A 26,505-nucleotide genomic window follows, 5' to 3' on the forward strand; every position below is an offset into this window, starting at 1 on the left:
GTGTCCGAGGCAGAGATTCTGGAGCGCATCCGCGCCATCTTTAAAGAGAACTTCGCGATCGAGCCCGAGCGCGTCACGCCCGAGGCGCATCTATTCGAAGACCTCGATCTCGACAGCATCGACGCCGTCGACCTCGCGATCAAACTGCAGGAAATGACCGGGCGCCGCATCAAGCCGGAAGAGTTCAAATCAGTGCGCACCGTCGGCGACGTGATTGGTGCGGTCGAATCGCTGCTGGCGGCACAGGGCTGATGGCCGCCGCGCGCTCGCGAACGCAAGCGGCGGCGGATCGGGCCGCCGATGCCTCGCCCGGCACTGAGCGCCACCTGGGCAAAACCGTCGTGCAGGTGCTCTTGAAGCTTGCCTACCCCGCGCTGATTCTGTGCGCGTGGAAATGGGACACGCCGCGCTACGTAGGCTGCATGCTGTTCGCGATCCTGTGGCTGCAGCGCTGGGCCGGCAGCGGGCCAGTCGCGACCTCGCTGCGGCGGCTTTCCTCGATCGACTGGGGCGTGGTCGGCTTGCTGAGTTGCGCGTCGGCGGCGATCGTGTTGACCAATAGCGAGTTGCTGCTGCGTCTCTATCCGTCGCTCGTCAACCTGGGCCTGTTGATCGCGTTCGGGGCGACGCTCGTGCGCGGGCCGTCGATGATCGAAAAATTCGCGCGCCTCGGCAACCCGAACCTGCCGCCGGGCGCGGTGCGCCACACGCTGCGCGTGACTCAGGTGTGGTGCGCGTTCTTCGCGCTGAACGGCGTGTTTTCCGCATACACGGCGTTGTACTGGAGCCGGGCGAGCTGGTCGCTCTACAACGGCGCGATCGCCTACGTGCTGATCGGCGTGCTGCTGGTGGCCGAGGTCATCTGGCGTTATCTGGTCGTGCTGCCGCGCGCCGCGCGTTCGGAGGCGGCATGATCGCGTTGCATGATCTGTTGTCGGCGGCCGATGAGGCCGCCGCAGTGCCTGCACCCGTATGCCGGGACGGTGCCGCGGTGCTCGATCGCGCGGCGTTTCGCGCGCGCGTCGCTGCGCTCGTCGCACTCGTGCAAACGCAAGACGCGCAACGCTACGCGCTGTGCATCGACGATCCGTTCGATTTTGCCTGCGCGCTCTTTGCGCTGTTCGCGTGCGGCAAGGAACCGGTGATTCCGGCCAACTCGACGCCGGGTTATCTCGCCGATCTCGCCGATGCGTATGAAGTCGTGCTGACGGACGCGGACTTGCCGCCGTTCGCGTTTGCGTTAGCGGGAGATGCCGACGGTTTGGCCGAGGCCACCGGCGGCGCTTTCGGCAACGGCCCCGGCAACTCCGACTCCAACGCCAACGCCGTATTTACAGCCAATGCCGGAGCCGACGCCGACGCTAATGCCGTCCCGAACGCCAGCGCCGAAGCGGCTTCAGCGCTAACGAACCACTCCGCCCACACGATCGACCCCCAAGCCCCGCTCACGCTCTACACCTCCGGCAGCAGCGGCCGCCCCAAGCCGATTCGCAAGACGCTCGCCCAATTCAACGCCGAAGTGCACACGCTCGAAAAGCAGTGGGGCGCGCTAGTCGGCGACGCGACGATGCTCGCGAGCGTGCCGCATCATCACATCTACGGTTTGCTGTTCCGCGTGCTCTGGCCGCTCGCAGCGGGTCGCGCATTCGATCGCGCGGTGAGCATCGAGCCGTTGCATCTGCAAACGCAGATCGACCACGGCGGTGCAGCGGTGATCGTCTCGACACCTGCGCAACTGTCGCGCTGGCCCGCGTTGCCCGGTTTCGCCGACCTGACGCCGGCGCCGCGCGCATTTTTCTCATCGGGCGGTCCGCTCGCACTCGAAGCCGCGCAGGAATACGCCGCGGCCTACGGCGCCGCGCCGCTCGAAATCTACGGCAGCACGGAAACCGGCGGCATCGCGTGGCGGCGCCAGGATCAGACCGACGCCTGGCAACCGGTGTCCGGCATCGAAGTGCGCCGCGACGAAGACGGCGCGTTGAATGTCCGCTCGCCGCATCTCGATCACGCCGGCTGGCATCGCACCGACGACAAGATCGCCTTCGACACCGAGGGCCGTTTCCGCCTGCAAGGCCGGCTCGACCGCGTGCTCAAGCTCGACGGCAAACGCCTCTCGCTGCCGGAACTGGAAGCGCGCCTCGCGCTGCATCCGTATGTGGCGCAAGCGGCGCTCGTGCCGCTCGCCGGCGCGTCGCGCGAGCGCGTGGGGGCGGTCGTGGCGCTGACCGAGGCGGGCGGCGCGGCTTTGCGCGACGAAGGCCGCGTGGCGCTCGCGAAAGTGCTGCGCCGGCATCTCGCCGAATATTTCGATGTCGTGGTGCTGCCGCGCCATTGGCGTTTTCGCGTCACGCTGCCGTTCGACGCGCGCGGCAAGCTGCCGGTGGCCGCCGTGGCGGCCGCGTTCGAACCGCGCGTCGAAGGTATGGAAGTGCTGTCCGAAGCGCGCAGCGGCGACACGCTGCATTACGAGTTGCGCGTGCCACCAACGCTCGTGCATTTCGCCGGCCACTTTCCCGGGCTGCCAATTCTTCCCGGCGTGGTGCAGGTTGATTGGGCGGTGCGTCTGGCCGCCGAGCACGTGCCGGCGGCACGCGCGGTGGCGTCGATCGATCGTCTGAAGTTCATGGCGCCGGTTTCGCCGGGCGCGGTGCTCAAGCTCACGCTTGCTCACGACGCAACGCGCCGTCGCGTGCAGTTCGCCTACCGCGTGAACGGCCGTGATTGCGCGTCAGGCGTGATCGTCTACGGGGAGTCCGCGTGATGACTTTCTCCCCCTGCATCGTCATTCCGATCTACAACCATAAGGATGCGATCGGCGCGACCGTCGCGCATCTTGCGGTGCACGGCCTGCCGTTTTTCGTCGTCGACGATGGCAGCGACGAGGCCACACAGAAGGTGCTCGCCGCGCTCGCGCAGCAGTACGCGGGGCAACTCACGCTGCTGCGCCTGCCGATGAACGGCGGCAAAGGCGCAGCCGTGATGGCAGGATTGCGCGCCGCGCGCAAGGCGGGCTACACGCACGCGTTGCAGATCGACGCCGACGGCCAGCACGATGCCACCGACGTGCCGCGTTTCATCGAAGCGGCGCGCGCCGAACCGGGTGCGGTGATTCTCGGCCGTCCGGTCTACGACGAGAGCGTGCCGAAAGCGCGTCTCTACGGCCGCTATCTGACGCATGTATGGGTGTGGATCGAAACGCTTTCGCTGACGATCCGCGACTCCATGTGCGGCTTTCGCCTCTATCCGCTGACGCTCGCCTGCAATCTGATCGACAGCGTGCAACTGCCCACGCGCATGGACTTCGACATCGAGATCCTCGTTCGCTTGTATTGGCGGCGCGCGGCATTCCGCTCGATTCCGACGCGCGTCACGTACGCGAGCGACGGCGTCTCGCATTTCGACGTGTTGTGGGACAACGTACGCATCAGCCGCAGTCATACGCGGCTCGTGTTCGGCATGTTGTGGCGTCTGCCGATGCTGCTCGCGCATAAGGTCATGCCGCGCCGCTCCGCACTTGCAGGCGAGCAGGGCAAAGAAAACGGACAGGACTGGTGGCGTATTGCCGAACGCGGCAGCCATCTGGGCATGTCGCTGCTCGCGTTGAGTTGCAAGCTGTTCGGCCGGCGCTTCACCGCGCTGTGGCTGCATCCGATCGTCGCGTATTTTCTGCTGACGGGCCGCGCCGCGCGCGAAGCTTCCAGCAACTATTTCAAGCATCTCGGCGAGGCCGCGCCGCACGGGGACACCCCGCGCCCAGGCTGGCTGTCCGCGTATCGCCATATGCTGGCGTTCGCGCAATCGGGCTTCGACAAGCTCGCGGCGTGGTCGGGTCGCGTGAACAACGCCGACGTAAAATTCGAAGATCCTTCGGCATTCGAAGCATTAGTGGCGAGCGGCAAGGGCGCGCTCGTGATCGGCGCGCATCTCGGCAATCTGGAGATGACTCGCGCGCTCGCCGCGCAGGGCGCCTATGCGAAGGTCACGGCGGTCGTCTATACGGAACACGCGCGCCGCTTTAACAGCGTGCTGGCCTCGGCCAATAGCGAGTTCGCGAAGCATCTGCTCGAAGTCAGCGACTTCGGTCCCGAGACCGCGATGATGATGCAGGAGCGCGTCGATGCCGGCGAGCTGCTGGTGATCGTCGGCGACCGCGTGCCCGCGCACGAAGCGGGCCGCACGACCGAAGCGCAATTTCTCGGCTCGACCGCGCCGTTCGCGCAAGGTCCATATGTGCTCGCGCATGCGTTGGGCTGTCCGGTCTATCTGTTCTTCTGTCTGAAAGAGCGCGACGGCTACCGTCTGTATTTCGAACCGTTTGCCGAGCGCATCGAATTGCCGCGCCGTGAACGCGCGCAGCATCTCGCCGCGTGGGCGCAGCGCTACGCCGTGCGTCTCGAACACTATTGCCGCAAGGCACCTTATCAATGGTTCAATTTCTTCGATTTCTGGGCCAGCCCCAAGCGAGGCGCGAATGGCCGAACATGATCTGATCGATGTGCAGGATGCGGGCGCGACCGTGAACAACGCGGCCGTCGTGATCGGCGGCCGCAAGCTGACGATCGAAGAGGTCGTCGCGATCGCGCAGCATCGCGCGCCGGTCGCTTTGAGCGACGATCCGGCATGGCGCGCGCGCATCCAGCGCGGTGCGGATTTTCTACGCCGCCATCTGGCCGCGGGCGCGACGGTGTACGGCGTCAACACCGGTTACGGCGACGCCTGCGTGGTCGACGTGCCGATGGAACTCGTCGAAGCCTTGCCGCTGCAGCTCACGCGTTATCACGGCTGCGGCATGGGCCAGTATCTCGACGACGCGCAAACACTCGCGGTGATCGCCGCACGGCTCAACTCGCTCGCTTATGGATTTTCCGGCGTGCGTCCCGTGTTGCTTGAACGTCTGGCCGATCTGGTCAATCATCGTGTGCTGCCGCGCATTCCGTCGGAAGGCTCGGTCGGCGCGAGCGGCGATCTCACGCCGCTCTCGTATGTGGCCGCCGCGCTCGCGGGCGAACGCGACGTGATGTTCGAAAGCCGTTTGCGTGACGTACGCGAAGTGTGGGCCGAACTCGGCCATGCGCCGCTCACGCTCGCGCCGAAAGAAGGGCTCGCGCTGATGAACGGCACGGCCGTGATGACGGGCCTCGCCTGTCTCGCGTTCGCGCGCGCCGATCATCTCACGCGGCTCACCGCACGTCTGACTGCGCTATGCACCGTCGCGCTCGACGGCCGCGCCGCGCACTTCGACGCGATGCTCTTCGAAGTGAAGCCGCATGCCGGCCAGGCCGAAGCCGCGGCATGGATTCGCGATGACCTATCAGGCCGCGACGACACGCCGGGCCACCGTCTGCAAGACCGTTATTCGATTCGCTGCGCGCCGCATGTGATCGGCGTGGCGCGCGATGCGCTGTCGTGGGTGCGTCGCGATGTCGAGAACGAACTGAACAGCGCGAACGACAACCCGCTGATCGATCCGGACAATGAACGCGTACTGCACGGCGGCAACTTCTACGGCGGCCATATTGCGTTCGCGATGGACTCGTTGAAGGTCGCGGTGGCCAACCTCGCCGATCTGATGGACCGGCAACTCGCACTGCTCGTCGACGTGAATTTCAATAACGGCCTGCCGCGCAATCTGTCGGGCGCGGCTCCCGCGCGCGCCGCGATCAATCACGGCTTCAAGGCGGTCCAGATTTCGTCGTCCGCGTGGACTGCGGAAGCCTTGAAGAACACGATGCCCGCTAGCGTCTTTTCGCGTTCCACCGAGGCGCACAACCAGGACAAGGTCAGCATGGGCACGATCGCCGCGCGCGACTGCCTGCGGGTGTTGGAACTGACCGAGCAGGTCGCCGCCGCGCATACACTCGCGACGGTGCAAGCCGCGCGTCTGCGCTTGAAGATCGACAGCGGAACGCCGGTGCCGGCGCCGCTGCAGGTGTTCATGGACAGCGTAAGCGCGCAGTCGCCGTTCGTCGACGAAGACCGCGCGCTCGAACACGAACTGCGTGCACTGACCGCGCGCATTGCCGCTTGCGATCTGACGAGCGACTATCGCGGAGGATCGAAGGCATGACCGATCCCCGCAAAGTGCTGAGCGCGAGCGCGACGGTGGAAGTGCCGTTCCACGATGTCGACGCCATGAACGTCTGTTGGCATGGCCATTACCTGAAGTACTTCGAAATCGGCCGCGCGGCGTTGTTGCGCGCGTTCGACTACGACTATCGTGAGATGCAGGCGTCGGGTTATCTGTGGCCGATCGTGGAAGCGCATCTCAAGTACGTGAAGCCGGCCACCTACGGTCAGCAGATCGAAGTGCGCACGCAACTGCTCGAACACGAAAACCGCCTGAAAATAGGCTATGAAATCGTCGACTGCGCGACCGGCACGCGATTGACCAAGGGTTACACGATCCAGGTCGCGGTCGATGCCGCCACTCAGGAGTTGCAGTTCGTCTCGCCGCCGGTTGTGTTCGAGAAGCTGGAGCGCGTATGGGGACGATGAATTTGCGCGTCGTGATCGCGGGGGCATTGAGCGCGTTGAGCGTGCTCGGGGCGACCGTCGTATCGATGGAGCCCGCGTCGGCCGCGTCGACTGTCTCGACGAAAGAAGCCACGTCCGGCAATCCCGCGCTCGTCTCGCAGATCGCTGCGCACCTCGCGCAAGCCAAAGGCGTGCGTGCGCAATTCACGCAGACGCAAACCCTCGCCGCAATGAAGCGGCCGCTCGTGAGCACCGGCTTGCTGCTGTTCTTCCGCGAACGCGGTGTGATCTGGCAGATCGACACGCCGTACAAAGCCACCTATGTGATCACCGATGCCGGCGTAACCGAAGTCAACGCCAATGGCCAGCGCGTCACGGCTCACAGCGCGCAGGGCACGCGCGGTGTCGCGCAAGTCTCGAAGATGATGCGCGCGATGCTCGGCGGCGATCTATCGGCGCTGTACTCGCAATTCGACGTGCAAGCCGAAGGCAGCGCCGCGCAATGGCGTATGCAACTCACGCCGAACCAGCCGCAGATCGCGCAGTCGATCAAAGGTCTGGAGATGAACGGCGGCGACTATCTGCAGCGCTTGCGCATTACGCTCGCGAACGGCGACATCACCCAACTCGACTTCACGAAGAGCGCGGCCGTGACCGAACTCACCGCGGCTGAACGCGGTCTGCTCGGAGCGCCGTGATGGAGATGCTGCAACAGCGATCCGCGAAACAGACATGGGGCGTGCGCGCCGCGTGGCTGCTGCTCGCGCTCGTTGCGGCGCTCTATTGCGGCTGGCGGTTCGCGGGGCCGTCGCCGTTGCAAACCAATCTGCTCGCGCTCTTGCCCGCGACTGAGGCCGACCCGATCGCGGAGAAGGCGGTCGATACGCTGGCGAGCGCGCTCGGCGACCGCACCGTTTTCCTCGTCACCAGTAACGACGACGCGCACGCGAAAGCCGCGGCGAAACAACTCGGCGCGTCCTTGCAAAAGAGCGGCGCATTCGGTTCGGTGACGGCGGAGTTGCCGCCGTTCGATCTGTCGCAGATCGCATTGCTGTACATGCCGTATCGCTTCGGCTTGCTGGCGCCCGCGGATCGCGCGGCGCTCGCGAGCGGCACGGTTGGCGCCACGCTGCATGACGCGCTCGCCCAGCGCATCTACAGCCCGCTGCGCGGCGGACTCACCACGCCGCTCGCCGACGATCCGTTCGGCTGGCTCGAACGCTGGCTCGGCGGACTGCCGCTCGCCACTTCGAATCTTGAACTCGAAGACAACCTGCTGGTTGCGCATCGAGGTGCGGCCACCAGCGTGCTGATCGTTGCGACGCTGCCGGGCTCCGCTTACGAAACGAAGACGCAGCACGCGGTACTCGCGGCACTCGCCCAAGGCGAAAGCGCGTTGAAGCAGTCGTTCCCCGATGTCTCCGTGGCGCGAACCGGCGCTGTCTTCTACGCGGAATCGGCGCGCAGCGCGTCGGAACATGAAGTGCATCTGATCGGCGTCGCGTCGCTGTGCGGTATCGCGCTGTTGATGATGTGGGTGTTCCGCTCGCCGCGTCTGCTGCTGCTCGGCTTCGTGTCGACCGCGCTCGGCATTGTCTGCGCGCTGGCGGTCACGATGCTGATATTCGGCAAGCTGCATCTGCTGACGCTCGTGTTCGGCGCCAGCCTGATCGGCGAGGCCGTCGACTATTCGATTCAATACTTCGTCGTGTATCTCGGCGCGCAACGCGATTGGGACGCGCGGCGCGGCGCGCGCGCGGTGCGTCCCGCGTTGAGCGTGGCGCTCGCGACGAGCCTGCTCGGCTACGCGATCCTCACATGGGTGCCGTTTCCCGCGCTCAAGCAGATCGCCTGTTTCGCCATTGCCGGTATTACGACGGCGTTCGCCTCTGTGCTGTGGCTGCTGCCTGCATTGCTCACGCGCGCACCCAAACGCAGCCCCAGGCGCGTGTTCGCAGGTGCGGCGCGCGTGCTGACAGTGTGGCATCGCACGATAGGCGGTAAGCGGGCGTGGTTCGTGGCGGCGCTGTTGCTGCTGCTCGCGATTCCCGGCTGGCTGCGTCTGACCAGCGACGACGATATCCATCTGCTGATCCAGCGCGATCCGGCGCTCGTCGCGCAGGAAGACAAAGTGCGTACGGCAGTCGGCGTGGATAACAGCGCGCAGTTTTTTGTCGTGCGCGGCGAGACGCCCGAGGTCGTACTCCAACGCGCTGAAGCCTTGGGCACAAAACTGGATGCATTGAACGGCACCGCGAACAAGGTCGGCGGCTATCAATCGGTCGCGCAGTTCGTGCCGTCCGCGAAACAGCAGAATGAAGATCGCGCGTTGCTTGCGCAGCATGTGTTCAATGATCGTGCGGCCTTGCGCGCCACGCTCCTGCAAGCCGGTTTCAAAGACGAAGTCGCCGACGCCTGGCTCGCTGCTTACGCCAAGCCGCAAACGCCGCTCACGATCGATACGTGGCTCGCAGCGCCGTGGTCGCAACCGTACGAACATCTCTGGCTCGGCGAAGTCGATTCGTCGACGAAAGCCTATGCGGCGGTCGTCATTCCGCAAGGCGTGACGCCGCAGAACGAACCCGCCTTGATCGCAACCGCGCGAGGCTTCGGCGTCGTGTTCGTCGACAAGGCCGCCAGCGTGTCGAAGCTGTTCGGCGCGTATCGCGTGGATAGCGGCTGGTGGCTCGGCGGCGCGCTTGCCCTCGTACTCGTCCTGCTGATGCTGCGCTACAAATTGCGCGGCGGCATCGCCGTGACCTTGCCGGTGCTGCTCGCGGTGGGCGTCACGCTGGCCGTGTTCGGCTACGCCCACGTGCCGCTCAATCTGTTCAACTGGCTCGCGCTGATGCTCGTGCTCGGCGTGGGCGCAAACTATGCCGTGTTCCTGCGCGAAGGCTGCCTGCGCGCGGACGCGGATCTCGGCGCGGTATGGACGGGCGTGCTGCTCTCGGCGGCCACGACATTGTTGTCGTTCGGCATGCTCGGCATGAGCGCAATGCCTGCGCTGAAGAGTTTCGGCGCGACACTCGCGCTCGGCATCGCGGTTTCGGTGCTGCTCGCGCCGATCGGCATGCCATCGGAATCAAGGAGGGCCGCATGAAAGCGCCATCAGTCTATTTGCACGCGCTCGGCATGATCAACGCGCTCGGCGGCGACCTCGACAGCATTGTCCCAGCGCTCGCCGCCGCTCGTTCGCCGGGTATGGCAAACGCGCATACCGGGATCGGCGAGGCGTTCGTCGGCAGCGTACTCACGCCGCTGGATCTTGCGCCGCCCGCCGAACTCGCGCGTTACGACTGCCGCAACAACCGCTTGCTGCTCGCCGCGTTGACGCAGATCGGACCCGTTGTCGAGGCGGCGCGCGAGCGCTACGGCGCGCATCGCATCGGTGTGGTGCTCGGCACCAGCACGTCGGGTATCGAAGCCGCTGAAGCGGCGTTCGTCTATCAGGCGCAGGCGGGCGATCTGCCCTCGAACTTTAATTACCGGCAAATGGAAATCGGTACGGCCGCGCCGTTCGCCGCCGCTGTGCTCGGTCTGCATGGGCCGGCGTTCACCATTTCGACCGCATGCACGTCGAGCGCGAAGGCTTTCGCGTCGGCGCGCCGGTTGCTGCAATTGCAACTGTGCGACGCCGTCGTGGTGGGCGGCGTCGATTCGCTGTGCGAGCTGACGGTGCAGGGTTTCGCATCGCTCGAATCGACCAGCAACGTGCGCAGCAATCCGATGAGCCGCAACCGTTGTGGAATCAACGTCGGTGAGGGCGCAGCCGTGTTTCTCATGAGCCGCGACGAAGCGGCGGTGCGGCTCGCGGGAGTCGGCGAATCGAGCGACGCGCATCACATTTCGTCGCCGGATCCGCAAGGGGTGGGCGGCGAACTCGCTTTGCGCGCGGCACTTGCCGATGCGGGCATCGCGTCGTCGGCAATCGGTTACCTGAATCTGCACGCCACCGCCACACGCAAGAACGATGAAATGGAAGCGGCTTTGATGTCGCGCGTGTTTCCGCAAGGCGTGGCGACGAGCGGCACCAAACCGTTGACCGGCCACCAACTCGGCGCGGCGGGCGCCACCGAACTGGCCTTCACATGGCTCCCGCTGGCGCATGACGACGTACCGCTGCCGCGTCATCTGTGGGACGGCGAGGCTGATCCCGCGTTGCCCGCACTGGACCTCGTCGTTAGCGAGCGCTTCATGCCACAGGGTGGCGCGCAATACGCGATGAGCAATTCATTTGCTTTCGGCGGCAGCAATGTCAGCCTCGTTCTTGCCCGATGAACCACGCGATGAACCCCACGCCCACCGTTGACGAACTGGTCCATCAGCCGATCGAAGCGATCATCCCGCATCGCGGCACCATGCTGCTGATCGACTCGGTCGACACGTTCAGCGAAGAAACGCTGACTGCGCGCGCCACGGTGCGAGCCGACGCCTGGTATGCCGACGCCGATGGCGCGATGCCCGCGTGGATCGGCATCGAACTGATGGCGCAGGCGATCGCCGCGCACGTCGCGTTGCTGGCCATGCGCGTCGGCGGCCGCGCGCGGCCCGGCGTGCTGCTCGGCTCGCGCAGCTACAAGGCATTGCAGCCGTCGTTCGAGGGCGGCGCGCAGTTGTCGGTCCACGTGGTGGAACTGCTGCGCAGCGAAGAGGGTCACGGCGCCTACGAATGCATGATCCGGCACGGCGACGCGGTGTGCGCCGAAGCCGTCATCAAGGTCTTTCAACCGCGCGATTTTCAGTCATTCATCGAAGGGAGTTTCAGTTCATGAGCCGGCGTGTTCTCGTTACCGGCGCAAGCCGCGGCATCGGCCGCGCGATTGCGTACAAGTTGGCCGCCGATGGTTTCGCGGTGTCCGTGCATTGCCGCACGGGGCGCAGCGAAGCCGATGCGGTGGCGACGGGCATCGCCGCTCAAGGCGGCACGGCGCGCGTGCTGCAATTCGACGTGCGCGAGCGCGCGGTGTGCCGCGAAGTGCTCGAAGCAGACGTTGCGGCGAACGGCCCGTATTACGGCATCGTGTGCAGCGCGGGCGTGACGCGCGACGCCGCGTTCCCCGCGCTCACCGAAGAAGATTGGGACATCGTGATCGAAACCGGTCTCGACTCGTTCTATAACGTGGTCCATCCGTTGACCATGCCGATGGTGCGCGCCCGCAAGGGCGGCCGCATCGTCACGATCGCTTCGGTGTCCGGCGTGATGGGCAATCGCGGCCAGGTGAACTACAGCGCGGCGAAGGCCGGCTTGATCGGCGCGAGCAAGGCGCTGGCCGTCGAACTGGCGTCGCGCAATATCACCGTCAATTGCGTGGCGCCGGGTCTGATCGAGACCGGCATGCTCGATGAAATGCCGCTCGAGCAGGCGCTCAAAACGGTGCCGATGAACCGCGTCGGCCAGCCTGCCGAGGTGGCGTCCGTGGTCAGCTTCCTGATGTCGGATGCGGCCTCGTATGTCACGCGTCAGGTGATCGGCGTCAACGGCGGGATGATCTGATGAAGCGCGTCGTCATAACCGGCATGGGCGGCGTCACGGCGTTGGGCGATAGCTGGGACGTGATCGAAGCGCGCTTGAAGAGCGGCCTGAACGCCGTGCGCCGCATGCCCGAGTGGGATTACTTCGAATCGCTGCATACGCGGCTCGCGTGTCCGCTGCCGGGCTTCACGACGCCCGCGCATTATCCGCGAAAGAAGACGCGTTCGATGGGTCCGGTGTCGATGTACTCGGTGCGCGCCAGCGAACTGGCGCTCGCCGACGCGGGCCTCGCCGACGACGACACGATCAAGGACGGCCGCATGGGCGTCGCGTATGGTTCCTCGTCGGGCTCGGTGCAGCCGATCCGCGCGTTCGGCACGATGCTCGAAACCGGCTCGATGAGCGACGTCACGTCGAACAGCTACGTGCAGATGATGCCGCATACCACCGCGGTCAACGTCAGCCTGTTCTGGGACCTGAAAGGGCGGATCATTCCGACCTCTTGCGCTTGCGCGTCGGGCAGCCAGGCGATCGGCTACGCGTATGAAGCAATCCAGAGCGGCAAGCAGACACTGATGCTGGCGGGCGGCGCGGAGGAATTGTCGGGGCCGGCGGTCGCCGTGTTCGACACGCTGTACGCCACCAGCACGCGCAACGACGAGCCGCATCTCACACCACGTCCATTCGACGCCGCACGCGACGGCCTCGTGGTCGGCGAAGGCGCGGCCACGCTGGTGCTCGAAGAATATGAACATGCGGTGGCGCGCGGCGCGCGGATTCACGCGGAGATTGTCGGCTTCGGCTGCAACTCGGACGGCGCGCATATGACCCAGCCGACCGCCGAGACCATGGCGCTCGCGATGCGGCTCGCCCTCGACGACGCGCAACTGCCGCCTGAAGCGATCGCGTATGTGAACGCGCACGGCACCTCGACGGATCGCGGCGACATTGCCGAAAGCCATGCGACCGCGCAGACCTTCGGCGCGCGTATGCCGATCAGCTCGCTCAAGAGTTACGTCGGCCACACGCTCGGCGCGTGCGGCGCGCTCGAAGCGTGGTGGACCATCGAGATGATGAAGCGCAACTGGTATGCGCCGACCTTGAACCTGGAGAATGTCGATCCGGCCTGCGCGCCGCTCGATTACATCGTCGGCACGGGCCGAGAAATCGACGCCGAATATGTGATGAGCAACAACTTCGCGTTCGGCGGCATCAACACGTCGCTGATTTTCAGGCGCGTTCGATGAGCGTCGCGATGCAGCGCGTGGTCGTGACCGGCATGGGCATCGTGTCGTGTCTCGGCAACACGCTCGATGAAGTCTCCGCAGCCTTGCGCGCGGGCCGCTCGCGAATCGAACGGATCGAGGCATGGCGCGAGCGCGGCTTCGGCTCGCAGGTCGCGGGCGTTGCGTCAGTCGCGCATGAGACGCCGTTCGACCGCAAGCTCGAACGCTTCATGGGCGACACAGCGCGGTTTGCATGTCATGCCGCGCGCAAGGCGATCAACGACGCCGGGCTCGCCCCGGCGCACTTGCGCTCGCCGCGCGCGGGCACGGTGATCGGTTCGGGCGTCGGCAACATGCTGAGCTACGACGCGGCCATGACTGTCGCCAACACGCGCGGCGTCGAGAAAGTGCCGCCCTACGTCGTGCCGCATGCGATGAGCAGCACCGCGTCGGCCAACGTCGCGCAAGTGTTCGGGCTCGAAGGTGTGAGCTACTCGCCGTCGTCGGCGTGCACGACTTCGGCGCTCGCGATCGGCCAGGCGATGCAGCTGATCCAGACCGGCCGCCAGCAGATCGTGCTGGCCGGCGGCAGCGAGTCGTTGCACGACAACATGACGCTGATGTTCGACGCGATGGGCGCATTGTCGCGCCGCTTCAACGACACGCCGCAGACGGCATCGCGCCCCTACGACACGGAGCGCGACGGTTTCGTGATCGCGTCGGGCGGCGGCGTGCTGGTCCTCGAAGCACTCGATCACGCGCTCGCACGCGGCGCACGGATCTACGCGGAGCTCACAGGATTCGGCGACTGCACGGATAGCGCAGGCATGGTCACGCCGCGCGCGGCGGGGATTGCGCGTGCCATGCGCGGCGCGCTGAACGAAGCGGGCAAGCGGCCCGACTACATCAACACGCACGCGCCGTCGACGCCGCTCGGCGACCTGGAAGAACTGCGCGCGTTGAAGGAGGTGTTCGGCGCGGCGTTCGACCGTCGCGTGCCGGCGTTTTCGTCGACCAAGGGCATGACCGGGCATCCGCTTGGCGCGTGCGGCGCGCACGAGGCGATCTACACACTGCTGATGATGCGCGACGGCTTCATTGCGGGCACGGCGGATATCGACACGCCGGAGCCGGCGCTCGACGGCATGCCGCTCGTGCGCACGACGCGCGAAGCACGCATCGGCACGGCGATGTCGGTGTCGTACGGGTTCGGCGGCACTTGCGCGAGTCTGGTGTTCGAAGCATGGCAGGGCGGCTGAAACGGCCGCGACTTTAATAAAACGAGGGTGATAAGAATGAAAAGAACAGGTGTATTGGGTGCGCTGGCAGTCATGGCGCTGACGCTGACAGGTTGCGCCACGCAGGTGAAGTCGCTGCCGCTCGCCGCGGCCGGCGGCGAATCGCGTGGCAACGTGCCGGTGTATTTCGGTCAGCAGGCTCACCCGGCGGTCAAGAGCAGGTTGGGCGACGTGTCGTACTCCGTGCGGATCGCGCGCAAGGTCGCCGATCCCGACGAAGCCTGCCACGAAGCGCTTGTCGAAGCGGTGCGGAAACTGCGCACGGCGGCCAACGAACGCCACGCCAATGCCGTGATCGATGTGTCGACGCGTTTTCATAGCACCGAGAGCAACTCGTCGACGGAATTCACCTGCGGCGTGAGTCCGAGCGCCGCCGCGATTGCGGTGAGCGGCCAGCTCGTCGTGCTGGAATCGAACTAAGCCGAACCAGGCTGATTGAAATAGAACTCACAGAGCAACAACAACCACCAAGGAGTCTCAATGAAACGCCATCTTCTGTTTTCTGCATTGTTTGCTTCGTTTGCCACGCTGAGCACTGCGCCGGCTTTCGCTCGCGATACGGTCAGCTACTTTCCGGTCGAGCAGGCCTTGCAAAGCGAACCCGGCAAAGTGAGCGAAGACATCGGACTGTATTTCGCGGGCCAGCGCCATCCGGCTGTCGCGAAGACGATGGGCGAATTCGCCACCAACAAGAAGACCAACGCGTTCGGCAAGAGCGATTTGCAAGCCTGCCAGCACGTGTTTCTCTCCGCGGTGATCGAGTTGCAGGAACGCGCGCGTAAGGAAGGCGGCAACGCCGTGATCAACATCAAGAGCAACTACAAGAACGAATTGCGCGAGAGCGCCACCGAATACACTTGCGGCGCGGGCGCAGTGGTTGCCGGCGTCGCGCTGACGGGCGAAGTGGTGACGCTGCGCAAGTAAGAATGGGTCCGCGCAGATCAGCGCGGAGAACTGCGCATGCGCGCGTGGCAAGCAGGAAGGCGGTGTACGCCGCCTTGCGCTGTTTTATCGCATCAGGCGCGCGCCTTGCTGCGCATTAACTGGCTTTGACCGCCGCGACATTGACCAGCGTTTCCCGACGCTTGCCGGGTTGCGGATGAGACAGCCCGAGCCGCTCGAACAGACCAAAGTCTTTCGCGCGGCTCCACCAGAGGTAGGGCAGCGACACGTTGCGCTCGCTGAAGTGAAAGCCGCCGCGCCGGATCATGTCGAGGTAGCCGTCGGCGCTCTTTTGCACGTGCATCGGGTGGCGGAACAGCAGCCGGATCACCCACGATTTGATGTACGCGTCGGTGGATTCGGCGAATAGCAACACGCCGCCCGGTTTGAGCACGCGGCGGAACTCGGCGAGCGCGCGGTCCTGCTCGACGAGATGGTGGAAAGTTTGATGGCAGAACACGATATCGGCGCTTGCGTCGGGCAGCGGCAGTTTCGCGCAGTCACCGTGCAGCAGTTCGATATCCGCCAGCTTGTCACGGCAGGCGCTCGCGGCCTGAGCGGCAAGCGCCAGCGACGGCTCGTGGAAGTCGATGCCGACAAGGCGGCGTGGCTTGAACGCCTGCGCGAGCAGACGGAAGGAAATGCCCTGGCCGCAGCCGACGTCGACGATCACCGGCGTCTCGGGCAAGGGCGTATCGATCAGGCGTTTGAGGTCGTTGATCGCGACCCGCAGCACATGATGTTCCCAGGTATAGGTACGCAGGAACCAGATTCCGAAAGCCGTTTCCGGCACGAAAGGCACACTGGATGTTTCGGATGGCGACACGCTGGGCTCCCCGCGAAATGGCGTCTTGCTGTACCCGCCCTGAAGACATCCTTCGAGGCGTCAAAGCGTAGTTGTAACGAGACGTAAGGATGCAGCGAAATGCTGCTCCGGGCAAGCCAAACGATTGAGGCAATTTTGAGTACACATTCTTCAAAGCGCACGACAGTCGATGTCGTGATCATCGGCGCCGGACCGGCGGGCGCGGTGGCGGCGGCCTTGCTGCGCAAGACCGGGCGTTCCGTGCTGGTGCTGGAACGCCAGCACTTCCCGCGCTTTTCCATCGGCGAGAGCTTGCTGCCGCAGAGCATGGCCTACCTCGAAGAGGCCGGCATGCTGCAGGCCGTGGTCGAAGCGGGCTTCCAGTACAAGAATGGCGCGCATTTCGTGTATCGCGACCGGTCGTCGGCGTTCGACTTCCGCGACAAGCACTCGCCGGGTTGGGGCACCACCTACCAGGTGGAACGCGCGGTATTCGACGACATTCTGATCCGCTGCGCGGCGGAGCAGGGTGCCGAGGTGCGCTTCGGCCACGCGGTGCGCGCGGTTCATACCGGGGCCACGCCTTTGGTCGATGTGATCGACGAAGCGGATCACGCGTATCAGATCGAAGCGCGTTTCGTGTTCGACGCAAGCGGCTTCGGCCGTGCGTTGCCGCGCCTGCTGAACCTCGAAGCGCCGACGCGCATGCCCACGCGCGCCGCGATCTTCACGCACGTGCAGGACGGCATTCCATTCGGCGTGACCGACCGCAACAAGATTTGCGTGGCGACGCACCCGGAGCACCGCGACGTGTGGTTCTGGATGATTCCGCTGGCGGGCGGACGTTCGTCGGTGGGGTGTGTCGCCGAGGCGAGTTTCCTCGACGTGCCGGATGCGGAGCGCGACGCGAAGCTGCGCGCGCTGATCCAGCAGGAGCCCACGCTGAATCGTTTGATCGGCAACGCGCCGTTCCTGATGCCGGTTCGCCACATCGGCGGCTATGCGGCGAACGTGGAGCGTCTGCATGGGCCGGGTTACGCGCTGCTCGGCAATGCGGGCGAGTTTCTCGACCCGGTGTTTTCGTCCGGCGTGACGATTGCGTTGCGCTCGGCGCATCTCGCGGTGGAAACCTTGAATCGTCAACTGGACGGCGAACAGGTCGACTGGTCGGCCGCTTACGACGTGCCGTTGCGCAAGGGCATCGATACGTTCCGCGCTTTTGTGGAGCGCTGGTATTCGGGTGCGTTGCAGGACATCATTTTCTATCCGGAGCAGACGCCGTCGATTCGCCGCATGATCAGCGCGGTGCTAGCGGGTTATGCGTGGGACGAGACGAATCCGTATGTGGCTGATCCGGTGCGTCGGTTGAATGCGTTGCATGAGGTGTGCATGCAGCGGTGAGTTGGCTTCGCGGTGGGCATTAAAAGAAAACGGCGCTTCGGGATCGAAGCGCCGTTTTCTATTCAGTTCTGGGAATCAATTCGAGTCCCGATCAAGGCGGAGTTGCTCCGCCAACCTGATCTGGGCGCGCTGTGCCGAGGTCGCCGCGCAAGGTGTGCAAATGCAAACAAGTGTCAGCAAATGATTTCAAGACGAGTGGGGGTGGCTAGCATTCAGGTTCAATTAAAACTCGAGGACCCACGAATGCCTGCGTATGATCGAACAGCCGCCGCCCAGTATGTCAACGCTCATTCCTCGGTGATAAGCACGGGTCATTGCGCAAAGTTTGTGCGACTGGCGATTGAGCGAGGCGGGATCATGATTGATCGAACGCGAGACGCGAAAGACTACGGACAATCATTGATCAGCGCCGGATTCTATGAAGTCAATTCCGCTTACCTTACAAAGGGGGACGTGGTTGTGATTCAGCCCATTGCGAACCATCCTGCTGGAGATATGGCGATGTTCGACGGGCGAATCTGGGTTTCGGACTTCAAGCAATATCACGGCTTCTACCCGAATCAGGAATATCGGACCGTACAACCGCCGTACAAAATCTACCGCCACAACTGAACACGACAATGAAGAAATATCTAGCGGTTCTCGCCGCCGCGCTCAGCATGGTTTTGGGTCTGCTTTTTCACCCGCTGGCTCTGGCGCACGGGGAATCGGCCACGCCCGAGGCAAGCGCGAAGGCGTTTTACGCGTGGTACATAAAGCGCGATTCGGAAAATCGTGGATTTCCCTTGCTCGATAAAGACATTTTCCAATACGTAGCAAAGCCGACTGTCGAGTTCTTGCGCGCGGAATACAAGGCCAACAAGTTCGCCGGTGACAGCGATCCTTTTACGAAAGTTCAGGATTACGACGGAAAGGACTGGGCCGCACATATTGAAGCACGACCAGCCCTAATGTTCGGCGACACTGCTGTCGTTCCGGTCGTCCTCGGACGCGACACCAAGGCCACGCTTCAGACGGTTCTGGCATTCATGCGGAAGCAACCGGGCGGCCAGTGGAAAATCATCAAAGTCGATGACCTTAACGGCTCCGAATAGCCGTCGTTCCAGGTGATGAGCGCGCAAGCCACGCGCGGCGGCCATCAAAGAAAAACGGCGCTTCGGGATCGAAGCGCCGTTTTCTATTCATCCGCGTAACTCACCAGCTCAAGCAGCGATCCTCGCCGCGCTCGACGCAGCCTGCCGCGCATCATCACGACGGTGCACGCGCTTGCCGGCCGCATACGTCTCATAGATCGCGCGATCGTCGCCGAGCAGTGCGAACGCGAACAGCAACTCTTCGAGCGTTTCAGTGCGCGCGGTGCGGCGCGCGAGCAGCGGCGTTGCGCGCGGATCGAGCACGACGAAGTCCGCTTCCGACTTCGGCTTCAGCGTGCCGACCTTGTCCGCCAAATCGAGCGCTTCGGCCGCGCCGGCGGTCGCGAGATAGAACATGCGCGTGGCCGTCAGATGATGGCCGCCCAGACGCGCGACCTTGTGCGCCTCGTTCATGGTCTGCAGCATCGAGAACGACGTGCCGCCGCCGACGTCCGTGGCCAGTGCGACCGGCATGCCGGCTGCATCGGCCTTGTCGAAATCGAACAGGCCGCTGCCGAGGAACAGGTTCGAGGTCGGGCAATGCGAGGCAACCGTGCCGGTTTGCGCCATGCGCTTGCGGTCTTCCTCGTCGAGGTGGATGCAGTGGCCGTACACGGCGCGACGGCGCAGCAAACCGTAGTGATCGTAGATGTCCAGATAGCTGCGGTGGCCCGGGAACAGATCGGCGACCCATTTCACTTCGTCGTGATTCTCCGCGACGTGGCTCTGGATGAAGATGTCCGGATTCTTGCCCGCCAGCACACCGCACACTTCCAGTTGTGCTTCGGTCGAAGTTGGCGCGAAACGCGGCGTGAGCGCGTACATCTGGCGGCCGCGATTGTGCCAGCGGCCGATCAACTCGGCGCTGTCGTCATAGCCCGATTGCGCGGTGTCGCGCAGGAACTCGGGGCAGTTGCGGTCCATCAGCACCTTGCCGGCCACCATGCGCAGATTGCGCGCTTCGCTCTCGGTGAAAAGCGCGTCGGCCGATTCCTTATGGACCGTGCAATACACGAGCGCGGTGGTCGTGCCGCACGCCAGCAGTTCGTCGACGAAAAAGCTCGCGGTGTCGCGCGCGTAGGCCGGATCGGTGAAGCGGCGCTCGGTCGGGAACGTGTACGTTTCGAGCCACGGCAACAAACCCGGCGCCGGCGAGGCAATCATGTCCGTCTGCGGATAGTGAATGTGCGTATCGATGAAACCCGGGACGATCAGCTTGTCGCGCATTTCCTGCACTTGCGTACCGGACGCGAGTTGCGGCGCGAGGGCGGTATACGCGCCGGCCGCGACGACATGGCCGTCTTCGACGATCAACAAACCGTCTTCGTTGAAGACCGCCGCGTTGGGCGATTGCGCGGGATCGCCGTTGAAGGTCAGCAATTGCGCGCGGAATGCCGCTTGGGCCGATTGGGCTGCTTTGGCCGGGTTGGCAGATTGAGTCATGGAAAAACCGTCTCCGATTGTGGAAAGCTGCACAGTCCGGACGACGGTTAACACCTCGACTCACTCATGAGCCCGTGCCGCCGCCGGCTGCGATATCTCGGCCCGTCAGTGCGGACCGCTTGGGTGCCAGTGCGCGTCGAGCTTCGCGATCAGTTCGCTGCGTTGCTCGGGCGTGACGAACGACGCTTCGAAGCTGTTGCGGATGATCGTGTAGACCTCGGCATCGTTGAGCTTCAACGCGTCGATGGTGGCGAAATAATTGGCGTTCACGTAGCCGCCGAAGTAAGCCGGATCGTCGGAATTCACCGTGACGGCCACGCCGCGATCGAGCAGGTCCTTCAGCGTGTGCTTGGTCAGGTCGTCGAATACGCACAGCTTCAGGTTCGACAGCGGGCACACGGTCAGCGCGACGCGCGAATCGGCCAGACGCGTGACGAGCGCCGGATCTTCGATGCTGCGCACGCCGTGATCGACGCGGTCCACTTTCAGCAGATCGAGCGCTTCATAGATATACGAGGGCGGGCCTTCTTCGCCGGCATGCGCCACGAGTTTGAGGCCGAGCGCGCGCGCCTTGGCGAATACACGTTCGAACTTCGAAGGCGGATGGCCGCGTTCCGACGAATCGAGACCGACGCCGATCAGGCGATGCTTGTATTGCTCGAACAACGGCCGCGCTTCTTCGAAGGTGGCGAGCGCGTCTTCTTCGGACAGATGGCGCAGGAAGCACAGAATCAGCTTGCTCGTCATGCCGCGCTTTTCCGCGTCAGCGAGCGCGCGTTCGATGCCCGCCACGACGGTCGCGATCGGCACGGCGCGTTCGGTGTGCGTCTGCGGGTCGAAGAAGATTTCGCTGTGAATCACGTTGTCGGCGAGGCAGCGCTCGACATAGGCCATCGTCATGTCGTAGAAGTCCTGCTCGTGCAGCAGCACGCTCGCGCCCGCATAGTAGATGTCGAGGAACGATTGCAGATCGGTGAATGCGTACGCGGCGCGCAGGGCGTCGATCGAGTCGTACGCGAGCTTCACGCCGTTACGCTCGGCGAGCGCGAAAATCAGTTCGGGTTCGAGCGAACCTTCAATATGGATGTGCAACTCGGCCTTCGGTGCCAGCGCGGTCTTTTCGGCCAGCGGCGTGGGGGTAACAGTCGTTGTAGTCATGGTCGGTCAGGAGTTTGTTGAATCGCTTTTGGAGTCTTCGCGCGCCGGATGCGTGAGCGTTGTGTCGAACACGCGCCGCTCATCAAACCGTCTGCGTGGCGTGATGCACGCCCGCGTTCTGCTCGACGGCCTGAAGCACCTGCGCCGCCGCCGAGATCGCGATGATCTCCGGCGACTTGTCGACGATGCCGTCCACGCCGAGCGGGCACTTCATCCGCGCGATCAGCGACGGATCGATCCCGCGCGCGGCCAGCCGGTGTTCGAACTGCTTGCGCTTGCTATGCGAGCCGATCATGCCGAAGAACGCGAAGTCACCACGCCGCAGAATGCGCTCGGCCAGTTCGAGATCGAGCGCATGGTTGTGCGTCATCACGATGAAGTACGTATTCGCCGCGGCCTGGTCGATGGCTTCGTCGGGAGCGTCGTTCGGGTCGATCTTCACGTTCGGCGCATGCAGCGTTTCCGCGGGCGGAAATTGCGCGTCACGTTCGTCGACCCAACGAACCGCGCAAGGCAGCGTGGCGAGCACGCGAACCAGCGCGGCGCCCACGTGGCCGGCGCCGAACAGCACCACCGAGAAGTCGCCTGGCGCGATGGTTTCGGTGAGCAGCGCGCCGCTGTCGTCGAAACCGGCGCCGTCCCACAGCAGGCAGTCGGCGGCGTCGACACCCGGCTCGGGGTCGGACAGCATCACCGCATCCGGTGCGGGGCCGAATGATACGCTACGCACCGTCGACTGGCCCGCGGCCACGCGCTTCGCGAGCGTCGTGATCCAGCCGAGGTCGCCCACATCGAGCCGCTCGAATGCGAGAATCACCGCGCCGCCGCAGCATTGGCCGAGACTTGGGCCGAGCGCGAAACGCTCCAGCCGGCGCATATGCGGTGAGCGCATGCCGTCGCGCAGCACCTGGCGCGCGGTCTCGATGGCTTTCCATTCGAGGTGTCCGCCGCCGATGGTGTGTTTCGCCGAATCGCGCGTGACGATCATCTTGGTGCCGGCTTCGCGGGGCGCCGAACCTTCGACGCGCGCGACCGTCACCAGCACGGCGGCGTCACCGTGCGCGAGCAGTTGTTGCAGGTCAGGCAGCCAGGCTTGCATCCGGCGTTCTCCATGCGTGGCCGCGCGGGGTGTCCGTGCGGCTGGTTGAGTGTGGCCTGGCGCGTTCGTGTCGCGTCAGGCCGTGGGGTTATCTTTTCAAGCGGTCGTGACGGTCGTCGCGGGTTCCGTTGCCGGTGGCGGCGCGGCCTGCGGCTGCAAGGCGTCCAATGCGTCGAGAATCGCTTCGGGCGTGGCCGGCGCGCGCAATTGCGGCGCCTCCTGCGCATCCGGCACCGCCGCCGCGATCGCGTCGCGAATCGCCAGAAACACCGAGAATGGCAACAGCAATGGCGGCTCGCCGACGGCCTTCGAGCGGAACACGGTCGGCTCGGCGTTGCGGTTCTGATAGAGCTGCACGTGGAACGCGGCGGGCGTGTCGCTGACTGCGGGAATCTTGTAGGTGGATGGCGCGTGCGTCATCAGGCGGCCGTCACGGTTCCACCAGAGTTCTTCGGTGGTGAGCCAGCCCATGCCCTGAATGAAGCCGCCTTCCACCTGACCGATGTCGATGGCCGGATTGATCGATTGCCCGGCGTCGTGCAGCACGTCCGCTCGCACCAGTTTCCATTCGCCGGTCAGCGTATCGATCACGACCTCCGAGACCGCCGCACCATACGCGAAGTAATAAAACGGGTGACCGGTCAGCGTTTTCGCATCCCAATGCACTTTCGGCGTGGTGTAGAAACCGTCCGACCACAACTGCACGCGCGCCAGATACGCGGCGCCGACCAGTTGTTCGAACGGCATCGCGCCACCGTTCACTGACACTTCGCCGTTGGCGAATTGCACGTCGTTCGCCGTGCCGCCGAGTTGTTTGGCGACGAGTTCAGCGAGCCGCGCGCGAATGGTTTTTGCCGCGGCTTCGGCCGCTTTGCCGTTCAGATCGCTGCCGGTGGAAGCCGCGGTTGCCGACGTGTTCGCGATCTTGGAAGTATCGGTTGCCGTGACCCGCACGCGCGAGAGCGGCAAGCCGAACTCGTTGGCGACCACTTGCGCGACTTTGGTGTTGAGCCCTTGGCCCATTTCCGTGCCGCCATGATTGACGAGCACCGAGCCGTCTTTGTACACGTGCACCAGCGCGCCAGCCTGATTCAGAAACGGCACGTTGAACGAAATGCCGAACTTCACCGGCGAAAACGCGATGCCGCGCTTGAGCACCGGACTGCTCGCGTTGAAGGCCGCAATCGCTTTGCGGCGCGCGCGATAGTCGCTGGTGCCGAGCAGCTCATCGGTCAGCGGCGCGATGATGTTGTCCTCGACGCGCTGTCCGTACGGCGTCGTGTCGCGCTCGCCGATGCCGTAGTAGTTGGCGAGGCGCACGTCGAGCGGATCGCAGTCCAACTGACGCGCGATGCTGTCGAGCATCACTTCCATCACGAGCGCGCCTTGCGGACCGCCGAAGCCGCGGAACGCGGTGTTCGATTGCGTGTTGGTCTTGCAGCACAGCGCGACGATATCGACGTCGGACAGGTAGTACGCATTGTCGAAATGGCAGACGGCGCGCGTGGCGACCGCGCCGGAGAGATCAGCAGAATAGCCCGCGCGCAACGCGATTTCGACGCGCGCGCCGAGAATGCGGCCGCTGTCGTCGAAGCCCGCTTCGTACGCGTAGAGCGCGTCGTGGCGCTTGCCGGTGATGATGAAATCGTCGTCGCGGTCGGCGCGCAGTTTGACCGGACGGCGCAGCAGTTTCGCGGCGAGTGCGGCCACGCAGGCGAACACTGCCGATTGCGATTCCTTGCCGCCGAAGCCGCCGCCCATGCGCCGGCATTCGCACACCACATTGTGCTGCGGCCAGTCGAGCATATGCGCGACCACCTGCTGCATCTCGCTCGGGTGCTGCGTCGAACTGTAGACGAGCATGCCGTCCAGTTCCTTCGGCACCGCGTACGCAATCTGGCCTTCCAGATAGAACTGTTCCTGCCCGCCGACTTCGAACGTGCCGCTGATCCGGTTCGGCGCTGCGGCAATCTTTGCATCCGGCTCGCCGCGTTTCAGATGCAGCGGCGGCAGCACGAACTGCTTTGCGGCTTTGGCCTCGGCGGGTGTGAGGATGGCTTCGAGCGGTTCGTAGCGGATCACGTCGTCGCTCTTTGCGAGCGCGGCGGCACGGCGGGCGAGGTCGTGGCTTTCGGCGATCACGGCGAACACCGGTTGGCCGAGGTACAGCACTTCGTCGACGGCGAGAATCGGGTCGTCGTGCAGCACGGGGCCGCAATTGTTCTCGCCGGGGATATCTTCCGCAGTCAGCACGGCGATCACGCCCGGTGCTTTCCTGACCGCGTCCAGATCCATCGACACGATCCGCGCATGCGCATGCCGCGACAGGCCGAGCGCCGCGTGCAGCGTGCCTTGCAGTTCGGGCACGTCGTCCGTGTAGGTCGCTTCGCCGCTCACGTGCAGCGCGGCCGATTCATGCGGCAGCGACACGCCGATCGCCGCGTCGCTTGCGTGTGCAACGTGCCTCGCGGCATGTTCGACAAAAGCATCGGTGCGGTTCATCACGACGGCTCCTTCGCAACGGCGGCGTCCGGCGCGCCGGCTTCGAACGCGAACGCATTCACGTCGAAGAGGGCGAGGGGCGCGTCATCGCGCGTTTCGAGGTGGAAGCGCCACAGCACGTTGCGCGCCACCTTCAGTCGATACGCGCTCGACGCGCGCATGTCGGTGAGCGGCTGGTAGTCGGCGACCAGCGCATTCATGGCTTGCCGCGCGGTGCTTTCGTCCCAGCTTGCGCCGTTCAGGACGGCTTCGGTCTGCGCGGCCCGCTTCGGCGTCGCCGCCATGCCGCCGAACGCGATGCGGGCTTGCTGAATCACGCCGTCTTCGCCGAGGTGCAGCGCGAACGCCGCGCACACGGCCGAGATGTCCTGGTCGTAGCGCTTCGACACCTTGTAGGTACGAAAGCGCAGATTGCCGGCCGGCCGCGGCACGCGCAGCGCCGCGAGGAATTCGCCGGCCGCGAGCGCGGTCTTCTGGTAGCCGAGGTAAAAGGCGTCGAGCGGCAGCGTGCGCGTTTTTGGACCATGACGCAGCACGACTTCGGCGCCGAGCGCGAGCAGCGCCGGCATCGAATCGCCGATCGGCGAGCCGTTCGCGACGTTGCCGCCGAGCGTGCCGGCATTGCGGATCGGCAGCGACGCGAAACGCGTCCACAGTTCGGCGAGTTCGGGGTAGTCGATGGCGAGTGCCGCATACGCCTCTTCAAGTGTGACAGCGGCGCCGATCGTCAGCGTCTGCGCATCGCGCTCGATCGTCTTCAATTCGGCGACGTTGCCGATGTACAGAATGTCGCCGAGATCGCGGAATTGCTTGGTGACCCACAGGCCGACGTCGGTGCTCCCGGCCAGCAGTCGCGCGTGTGGACGGTCGGCGCGGAGTCTGGCGAACGCATCGAGTGAGATCGGCGCATAAAAGGTGGGTGAACCGAACGCGGCGCCGCGCGTGTCGGGCGCACAATATTCGAAGGTGTCGCGCCGTTGCAGTTCGCGCAGCTGATCCGCGACGGCCTTGCGGTCGAGCGTCACGCGCGGGAATTGCGGATAGTCAAACATTTTCTGCGACGCGTCGACGATCGGCCGGTAGCCGGTGCAGCGGCACAGATTGCCGGAGAGCGCGGCGTTGATCTCATCGCGGGTGGGCAGGCCGGCGGCGGCCGGCTGGTTTTCGTACAGCGCCCACATCGACATCACGAAACCGGGCGTGCAGAAGCCACACTGCGAACCGTGGCAATCGACCATGGCCTGTTGCACGGGGTGCAGGGCGCCGTCGGCGGCGCGCAGATCTTCGACGGTGAAGAGCGCGCGGCCGTCCAGCGTCGGCAGAAACTGGATGCAGGCATTGACCGCTTTCAGCGCGAGGCCACCGTGCGCGTCCAGTTCGCCGATGACCACCGTGCAGGCGCCGCAGTCGCCTTCCGCGCAGCCTTCTTTCGTGCCGGTGCAATGCAGATCTTCGCGCAGGTGCTGAAGCACGGTGCGCGACGCAGGCACGCCCGCAACCTCACGGACGGACCCCTGGTGATAAAAGCGGATGGTTTGCGTTGTCATG

General features: G+C 64.7%; 24 protein-coding genes. 18 read left to right on the plus strand and 6 right to left on the minus strand.

Features of this window, described 5'->3' with window-relative positions; all coding sequences use genetic code 11:
- Genes B0G82_RS10480 through B0G82_RS10550 form a run of 15 tightly spaced genes read left to right on the plus strand, consistent with a single transcriptional unit; the run spans window position 1 to window position 15,398 of the window.
- A complete protein-coding gene (locus B0G82_RS10480) occupies window positions 1–252 on the plus strand; it encodes an acyl carrier protein (protein ID WP_007180827.1) in 252 nt (83 codons plus the stop codon).
- A complete protein-coding gene (locus B0G82_RS10485; protein ID WP_116139515.1) occupies window positions 252–914 on the plus strand; it encodes a hypothetical protein in 663 nt (220 codons plus the stop codon). The genes B0G82_RS10480 and B0G82_RS10485 overlap by 1 nt, the downstream gene beginning before the upstream one ends.
- Window positions 911–2,761: an AMP-binding protein gene (locus B0G82_RS10490; protein WP_121307322.1), complete on the plus strand. Its 1,851-nt coding sequence runs from the start codon at window positions 911–913 to the stop codon at window positions 2,759–2,761. The genes B0G82_RS10485 and B0G82_RS10490 overlap by 4 nt, the downstream gene beginning before the upstream one ends.
- Entirely contained in the window at window positions 2,761–4,485 is a 1,725-nt protein-coding gene (locus B0G82_RS10495) for a glycosyltransferase family 2 protein (protein WP_121307323.1), read from the plus strand. Before B0G82_RS10490 ends, B0G82_RS10495 begins: the two co-directional genes overlap by 1 nt.
- Entirely contained in the window at window positions 4,472–6,067 is a 1,596-nt protein-coding gene (locus tag B0G82_RS10500) for an aromatic amino acid ammonia-lyase (RefSeq protein ID WP_121307324.1), read from the plus strand. Before B0G82_RS10495 ends, B0G82_RS10500 begins: the two co-directional genes overlap by 14 nt.
- Window positions 6,064–6,495 (plus strand): thioesterase family protein, encoded by a 432-nt coding sequence (locus tag B0G82_RS10505; protein WP_106283308.1) that lies wholly within the window; start codon window positions 6,064–6,066, stop codon window positions 6,493–6,495. The genes B0G82_RS10500 and B0G82_RS10505 overlap by 4 nt, the downstream gene beginning before the upstream one ends.
- Window positions 6,483–7,172, plus strand: coding sequence for an outer membrane lipoprotein carrier protein LolA (locus B0G82_RS10510; protein WP_121307325.1), 690 nt, complete (start codon window positions 6,483–6,485; stop codon window positions 7,170–7,172). The genes B0G82_RS10505 and B0G82_RS10510 overlap by 13 nt, the downstream gene beginning before the upstream one ends.
- A complete protein-coding gene (locus tag B0G82_RS10515) occupies window positions 7,172–9,577 on the plus strand; it encodes an MMPL family transporter (RefSeq protein WP_121307326.1) in 2,406 nt (801 codons plus the stop codon). The genes B0G82_RS10510 and B0G82_RS10515 overlap by 1 nt, the downstream gene beginning before the upstream one ends.
- Window positions 9,574–10,755, plus strand: a complete 1,182-nt coding sequence (locus tag B0G82_RS10520) for a beta-ketoacyl-[acyl-carrier-protein] synthase family protein (RefSeq protein ID WP_121307327.1) — start codon at window positions 9,574–9,576, stop codon at window positions 10,753–10,755. The genes B0G82_RS10515 and B0G82_RS10520 overlap by 4 nt, the downstream gene beginning before the upstream one ends.
- Window positions 10,756–10,763: 8 nt before the next feature.
- Entirely contained in the window at window positions 10,764–11,249 is a 486-nt protein-coding gene (locus tag B0G82_RS10525) for a hotdog family protein (RefSeq protein ID WP_121307328.1), read from the plus strand.
- The gene (locus B0G82_RS10530) at window positions 11,246–11,971 is read left to right on the plus strand and encodes a 3-ketoacyl-ACP reductase FabG2 (protein ID WP_106283304.1); all 726 of its coding nucleotides are present in this window, start codon (window positions 11,246–11,248) and stop codon (window positions 11,969–11,971) included. Before B0G82_RS10525 ends, B0G82_RS10530 begins: the two co-directional genes overlap by 4 nt.
- On the plus strand, window positions 11,971–13,197 hold the full coding sequence (locus B0G82_RS10535; RefSeq protein ID WP_116139533.1) for a beta-ketoacyl-ACP synthase: 1,227 nt from the start codon (window positions 11,971–11,973) through the stop codon (window positions 13,195–13,197). Before B0G82_RS10530 ends, B0G82_RS10535 begins: the two co-directional genes overlap by 1 nt.
- A complete protein-coding gene (locus B0G82_RS10540) occupies window positions 13,194–14,435 on the plus strand; it encodes a beta-ketoacyl synthase N-terminal-like domain-containing protein (RefSeq protein ID WP_121307329.1) in 1,242 nt (413 codons plus the stop codon). Before B0G82_RS10535 ends, B0G82_RS10540 begins: the two co-directional genes overlap by 4 nt.
- A 36-nt stretch (window positions 14,436–14,471) precedes the next feature.
- Window positions 14,472–14,894, plus strand: coding sequence for a signal peptidase (locus tag B0G82_RS10545; RefSeq protein WP_121307330.1), 423 nt, complete (start codon window positions 14,472–14,474; stop codon window positions 14,892–14,894).
- Window positions 14,895–14,954: 60 nt separating this feature from the next.
- On the plus strand, window positions 14,955–15,398 hold the full coding sequence (locus tag B0G82_RS10550) for an excinuclease ABC subunit A (protein WP_121307331.1): 444 nt from the start codon (window positions 14,955–14,957) through the stop codon (window positions 15,396–15,398).
- A gap of 115 nt (window positions 15,399–15,513) precedes the next feature.
- Here the strand turns inward: B0G82_RS10550 and B0G82_RS10555 are convergent, their stop codons facing one another.
- A complete protein-coding gene (locus tag B0G82_RS10555) occupies window positions 15,514–16,242 on the minus strand; it encodes a class I SAM-dependent methyltransferase (protein ID WP_121307332.1) in 729 nt (242 codons plus the stop codon).
- A 135-nt stretch (window positions 16,243–16,377) separates the two neighbouring features.
- On the opposite strand from B0G82_RS10555, the gene B0G82_RS10560 reads away from it, so the two are divergent.
- The 3 genes from B0G82_RS10560 to B0G82_RS10570 all read left to right on the plus strand — a co-directional run bounded on the left by B0G82_RS10560 (window position 16,378) and on the right by B0G82_RS10570 (window position 18,716).
- A complete protein-coding gene (locus B0G82_RS10560) occupies window positions 16,378–17,622 on the plus strand; it encodes an NAD(P)/FAD-dependent oxidoreductase (protein WP_121308650.1) in 1,245 nt (414 codons plus the stop codon).
- Between the two features lie 243 nt (window positions 17,623–17,865).
- Window positions 17,866–18,234, plus strand: a complete 369-nt coding sequence (locus B0G82_RS10565) for a CHAP domain-containing protein (RefSeq protein WP_121308651.1) — start codon at window positions 17,866–17,868, stop codon at window positions 18,232–18,234.
- Window positions 18,235–18,242: 8 nt separating this feature from the next.
- Entirely contained in the window at window positions 18,243–18,716 is a 474-nt protein-coding gene (locus B0G82_RS10570; RefSeq protein ID WP_116139544.1) for a DUF3828 domain-containing protein, read from the plus strand.
- A 108-nt stretch (window positions 18,717–18,824) separates the two neighbouring features.
- Here the strand turns inward: B0G82_RS10570 and guaD are convergent, their stop codons facing one another.
- The 5 genes from guaD to xdhA form a co-directional block, all read right to left on the minus strand.
- Window positions 18,825–20,198, minus strand: coding sequence for a guanine deaminase (gene guaD, locus B0G82_RS10575; RefSeq protein ID WP_121307333.1), 1,374 nt, complete (start codon window positions 20,196–20,198; stop codon window positions 18,825–18,827).
- A gap of 105 nt (window positions 20,199–20,303) precedes the next feature.
- Window positions 20,304–21,356, minus strand: coding sequence for an adenosine deaminase (locus tag B0G82_RS10580; protein WP_116139547.1), 1,053 nt, complete (start codon window positions 21,354–21,356; stop codon window positions 20,304–20,306).
- A gap of 82 nt (window positions 21,357–21,438) precedes the next feature.
- Window positions 21,439–22,455, minus strand: coding sequence for a xanthine dehydrogenase accessory protein XdhC (gene xdhC, locus B0G82_RS10585; RefSeq protein ID WP_121307334.1), 1,017 nt, complete (start codon window positions 22,453–22,455; stop codon window positions 21,439–21,441).
- 96 nt (window positions 22,456–22,551) lie between these two features.
- Window positions 22,552–24,957 carry a xanthine dehydrogenase molybdopterin binding subunit gene (gene xdhB / locus B0G82_RS10590; protein WP_121307335.1) on the minus strand — a complete coding sequence of 802 codons (2,406 nt, stop codon included), beginning with the start codon at window positions 24,955–24,957 and terminating at the stop codon, window positions 22,552–22,554.
- A complete protein-coding gene (gene xdhA, locus B0G82_RS10595) occupies window positions 24,957–26,504 on the minus strand; it encodes a xanthine dehydrogenase small subunit (RefSeq protein ID WP_181916703.1) in 1,548 nt (515 codons plus the stop codon). Before xdhA ends, xdhB begins: the two co-directional genes overlap by 1 nt.
- Window position 26,505: the final 1 nt, after the last annotated feature.

The sequence above is a fragment of the Paraburkholderia sp. BL17N1 genome (assembly GCF_003634175.1).
GTDB lineage: Bacteria > Pseudomonadota > Gammaproteobacteria > Burkholderiales > Burkholderiaceae > Paraburkholderia.